This window comes from Bacteroides sp. (genome assembly GCF_019417265.1).
GTDB lineage: Bacteria > Bacteroidota > Bacteroidia > Bacteroidales > Bacteroidaceae > Phocaeicola.
This window is the reverse complement of record NZ_DXVR01000143.1, coordinates 1-4,730: the sequence shown is the minus strand read 5'-3', so window position 1 is coordinate 4,730 and position 4,730 is coordinate 1. Positions and strand designations below refer to the sequence as shown.

The following is a 4,730-nucleotide window of genomic DNA, read 5'->3' as shown; positions in this document are numbered from 1 at the left end:
GTATAGTCTTGCCAATATAATAATGATTAGTGGTCTTTGCATATTTCTTATATCCTTTTATTAGGTATAAATTACATGTATAGTCCGAATGATTATTTTCCCACTCTTTCAAATCGTCCAAAGCGTTTTCACCGTAAAAAGAGCCATACCACCTGATTAGGAATGTTTTATCCATTTGTTGACTTTATATTGATGAATCAAAAACATTCCATGAAATACAATGAAGTGAACCTCCGATATTTCCGTCAGACGCTTCGAAGGTAAGCTCACATGAATCTATTTGAATAACAGATTCCACTTGTAGAAACTCTTTTAACTGCTCGGCAGCGACATCATCTGCTTTTTCATTTACAACAGGCATAAGCACTACATTACCAACTTGCAGATAGTTAATATATATCCATGAATTTTCTGTCCTGATATCCCCAAATTGAAATTCTTTAATATTAAAATATGGAGATAAACGCTCTAACAATTTCAACCGATATTCCGGATCATAGTCTATATAGTTTGAAAGTAATATCGTATTCTCATCTATTGCGTGTAAAATACCATCAGCATGACATAAAGGAAGTTCATTTCTTTTTTCGCACTCTGCAATTTCATTCGGATCACAAGGTATCCATATTACCTGTTTTCCGCTAGCGGATTCAATACGTTTGGTAATCTCATACTTTGACAATTCAGTATTCTCTTCAAATACTTTTTCTGTCAAAATTATCCTATTACCACAAACGACCACATTGCCACCATCTAAAACAAGATTACAATCTACTATATCTTTGTCTTTAAGAAAATCACAATCAGGTTTGTCGGTAATAAACTTACTCATACCCGGAACTTTTACAAGATAATCCGGGGTGTATTTATAGCGCATGAATTTATTTTCATCTATCTGAATAGGCATATAGTCTCTTGCCCAAATATCTTTTGTCTGTCTGATATTCGAACCAATCTCTATACCTTTTGCTTTCAAAGCTTCCATGATAGACTTTTTGCATTTTCTGTATGTCTGAGTAAAACATGCAGAAAAGAAAACTTTATTTGTTTTGCTATCCAACATAACTTCAATCCCAACTAAAAGTTCTTATAATACCACGCAATCTATCAAGAATGCGTGTCAATGCTTTTCTTGTCTTTATCAGACCAAGATGTTTCTCTTTCAAGGCCTTTTGTATGATTTCAGGCTGTTCCTTCTGCAAATAGTCATACTCTTTTATATAGAGATTAAGCACCTCGGAAGAAATTTGTTCTTCATCAGCCAAATCACATATAGCTTTATTTCGTTCAGATACAATATACTGGTTCAGGCGTTCCTCCAATTCATTTGTGCCGTCAGCCTTATTACGCCCAGTCATGAAGTTTTCCTTGTCTTCATCCACATTCTTTTTGATAAAGCCGTCTATGAGTTTGGCTTTGCCTCTCATTCCAGCATCCTTAATCATAGTATCAATGATATGCTGGCGTTTAGCAGAATAATCATCGCTATATGGATCAAGGTCGGCAATGAGTTCAAGGATATAAGCCACATTGATAATGTCACTATGCAGAAGCTCAAGACAGAAATCTATATCTTCCAAGCCTTGATTACTGCCGTATGGCACAGGGTCTTCCGCAACAACTGGTGGTGTAACTGGAGGATTGATAAAGCCAACTGTTATGTCGAGGTATTTACTCTTATAGTCGTTGAATTGTTGTTCTGTCAGTCCAAGATCGTCCGCATCTTCGCTATAATCTTCGTATATCTGGATTTCTGCGTGTTTGCGGATTATATCACGAAAAGCAAGCACAAAATTCTTTTTGTCGTTTTCACTTTGCAGAAAGTCTATGCTGCCGGGCGTAGGATATTTTTGAAGAAACTCTGTTGCTAAAGTTCTGTATTCCTGTTTTACTTCCTCAAACGGAGGGCGCACTATATCCTCAGGATTGTCAGAGTTACTAAATAACCTGATAGACGTATCAACATTACTTTTCAAGTCACGAAAACAAACGATTTTACCAAAACGCTTCTTCTCGTTCAGTACTCGGTTGGTACGACTGAACGCTTGCAGCAAGCCATGATACTCCATGTTTTTATCCACATAGAGCGTATTCAGTTTCTTGCTGTCAAAGCCGGTTAAGAACATACCCACGACAAGGCAAAGGTCAAGCGGTTTCATGTCCGTTTTCTTCTTTTTCATGCGCAGGTTGATGTCATCATAGTATGCTCGGAAATTCTCAGTCGTGAAAGCTGTTCCGTACATTTTATTGTAATCATCCATGATGGCTTGCAGTTCGTCAGCTTCACCTACACTTTGACTTGTATATTGACCTGTACCCATACCTGTCTGGTCATCATCCTGGCTACTATTGGCTGCGTATGTAAACACTGCACCGATTCGGATTTTAGGATTCAAAGATTTGAAAATCTTGTAATAGCGTATAAGCATCGGAACGGACTGCACGGCAAACAAGGCATCAAATTCTCCATCAAATGTGGATTTGTTGAAATTGTTAAGGATGAATTTTGCAATTTCTTCCATCCGGGCTTGATTGTCATTATCAACGACTTCATTGCCGTGATAGTATTCCACAAGGAAACCAAGCACGTTTTCATCCGCAATGGCATCCTTAATCAGATATTTATGGAGGCAATTGCCGAATATTTCTTTGGTGGTATGTCCGTCCACCGCATTCTCAGTAAAAATAGGCGTTCCGGTAAAGCCGAATATCCGGGCATTGTCAAAGAACTTCATAATCTTCTTGTGGCTGTCCCCGAAATGACTGCGATGACACTCATCAAATATCATTACGATACGTGAGTGACGGACAGATTCAATCTTGTTGCTATACCAAGTCTTGCTGACTGCGGAGTTGAGTTTCTGAATGGTAGTGATAATAATCTTTGAATTGCTTTGCAGTCGCTTCACAAGTTCATCCGTATTGTCGGTACTATCCACCGCACCCGGCTCAAATGCCTCGTATTCCGATTGTGTCTGAGTGTCGAGGTCATGACGGTCAACTACAAACATCACCTTATCTACATCATCCAATTCCGATACAAGCTGTGCCGCCTTGAATGAAGTTAATGTTTTTCCAGCCCCTGTTGTATGCCAGATATAGCCATTGTCGTTAGAGTTTTGTACCCTGTCCAAAATCTTCTCTACCGCATAAAATTGATAAGGGCGAAGCACCATCAGGCACTTGTCGCCCTCATGCAGTACAATATATTTTCCTATAATTTTACCGAGCGTACACTTCTCTAAGAAAAATACGGCAAACTTATCCAACTCATTGAACGGATGATTGGCAGCATCAGTCCAGTTGAATGTGAATTTATAACCACTATTCGGATTATTGGCGAAATAACGTGTATTTACTCCGTTTGATATGACAAACAACTGGATATAGTCAAATAGTCCGTGGAATGAAGTCTTGTGGTAACGCTGTATTTGATTGTATGCTTGTTTCAGTTCCACGCCACGGCGTTTCAATTCAATCTGAACCAAAGGCAAACCATTTATAAGAATGGTTACATCATAACGGCATTTTTTACGTCCTTCCACCGTAATTTGGTTCGACACCTGAAACTCATTCTGACACCATTGCTGACGATTGAGAAACTCCACCCAAATGCGCTTGCCATCTGACGTGTCAAGCGGATAGAGGTCCCGGAGTTTTTTTGCTTTTTCAAAGCGCGTACCACCTTCCAGGTAGATAAGTATCTTTTCAAATTCCTCATCGGTAAATTCAGTACGACCATGCTCTGACAACCGCTTATGATTATGCTTCTCCAACTGCCGTTTGAAATTGGCTTGAAGATTATCTTCCTCTGCAATCTGGACATATTCATAGTCCATTTGTTGAAGGGCAGCGATAAGTCCGGCTTCTAATGCCGCTTCACTTTGTATTGACATAAATCTGCTTTATTCGTTATTCATTTCTATTTAGACTTTTGATAATCTCGATGCCTAATGCATTCTCTATTTTGCATATAGTCTCCAGTGACATATTCTTTTTCCCTTTCAATATTTTTGAAATATATTGTTGGGTACAATTCATCTTCTCAGCAAGCATTAACTGCGTAAAGCCAAGTTCCGCCATCCGCTTAGACATAACCCCGGCTATTAACTGTGAATACTCTACCCAATTCTTTTTATCTTGCTCAATTCTGATTTCTGCTCCTGTAACGTCCAAAGCTTTACAGGAAATTTTGTCTGCTGCTATATTCATTAAAAAGATTACTTTATCGCACGTCTACATGCAAAGATAATGCAATTATTTGATAAATTACAACCAATGAGTTGTATTGTAGCTATATTAACTCAATTTTCTACTTATCAGTTTACGGAATAGAAGCCAGGTATCCACAAATAAACTATAGATATATAAAACAGACCGGCAGATATGCCTCGTATCTGTGACACCAGGCAAGTTTCAGCCGACAGGTTCATACAATCATGCAGATAAACCAGGACAGTTGCCAAAGACAGAGCCTTTAAGGTTACACTACTCTTCACTTCAAAGGCTCTGACATTGGCAACTGGTTACCGGTGGCTCGTCTGAAAACGCAAACAAGCAGGCCGTCCCGATGATGCAGGCTAAAGCTTGCACTGGCGGAACGGCCTATATCCTTGAATACCCGTCTTAAAATACAGGCAAGCTGTTCCGACTGTTCGTATTTCATGCGATGCCAGAACAAATTGCCTTATACAGCGGAAACTTATCGGCTGACTTGCTTCGTATCCCGA

Annotated in this window: 3 protein-coding genes; all 3 read right to left on the bottom strand. The window is 39.1% G+C overall.

The genetic code is table 11. From position 1 onward, the window contains the following. Positions 1-184 precede the first annotated feature (184 nt). A complete protein-coding gene (locus QZ379_RS12085; protein ID WP_291565179.1) occupies positions 185-985 on the bottom strand; it encodes an agmatine deiminase family protein in 801 nt (266 codons plus the stop codon). A gap of 82 nt (positions 986-1,067) precedes the next feature. Further along, positions 1,068-3,896 (bottom strand): type I restriction endonuclease subunit R, encoded by a 2,829-nt coding sequence (locus QZ379_RS12080; protein ID WP_057249785.1) that lies wholly within the window; start codon positions 3,894-3,896, stop codon positions 1,068-1,070. A gap of 16 nt (positions 3,897-3,912) precedes the next feature. Next, positions 3,913-4,212 carry a helix-turn-helix transcriptional regulator gene (locus QZ379_RS12075; RefSeq protein WP_005649220.1) on the bottom strand — a complete coding sequence of 100 codons (300 nt, stop codon included), beginning with the start codon at positions 4,210-4,212 and terminating at the stop codon, positions 3,913-3,915. Positions 4,213-4,730: the final 518 nt, after the last annotated feature.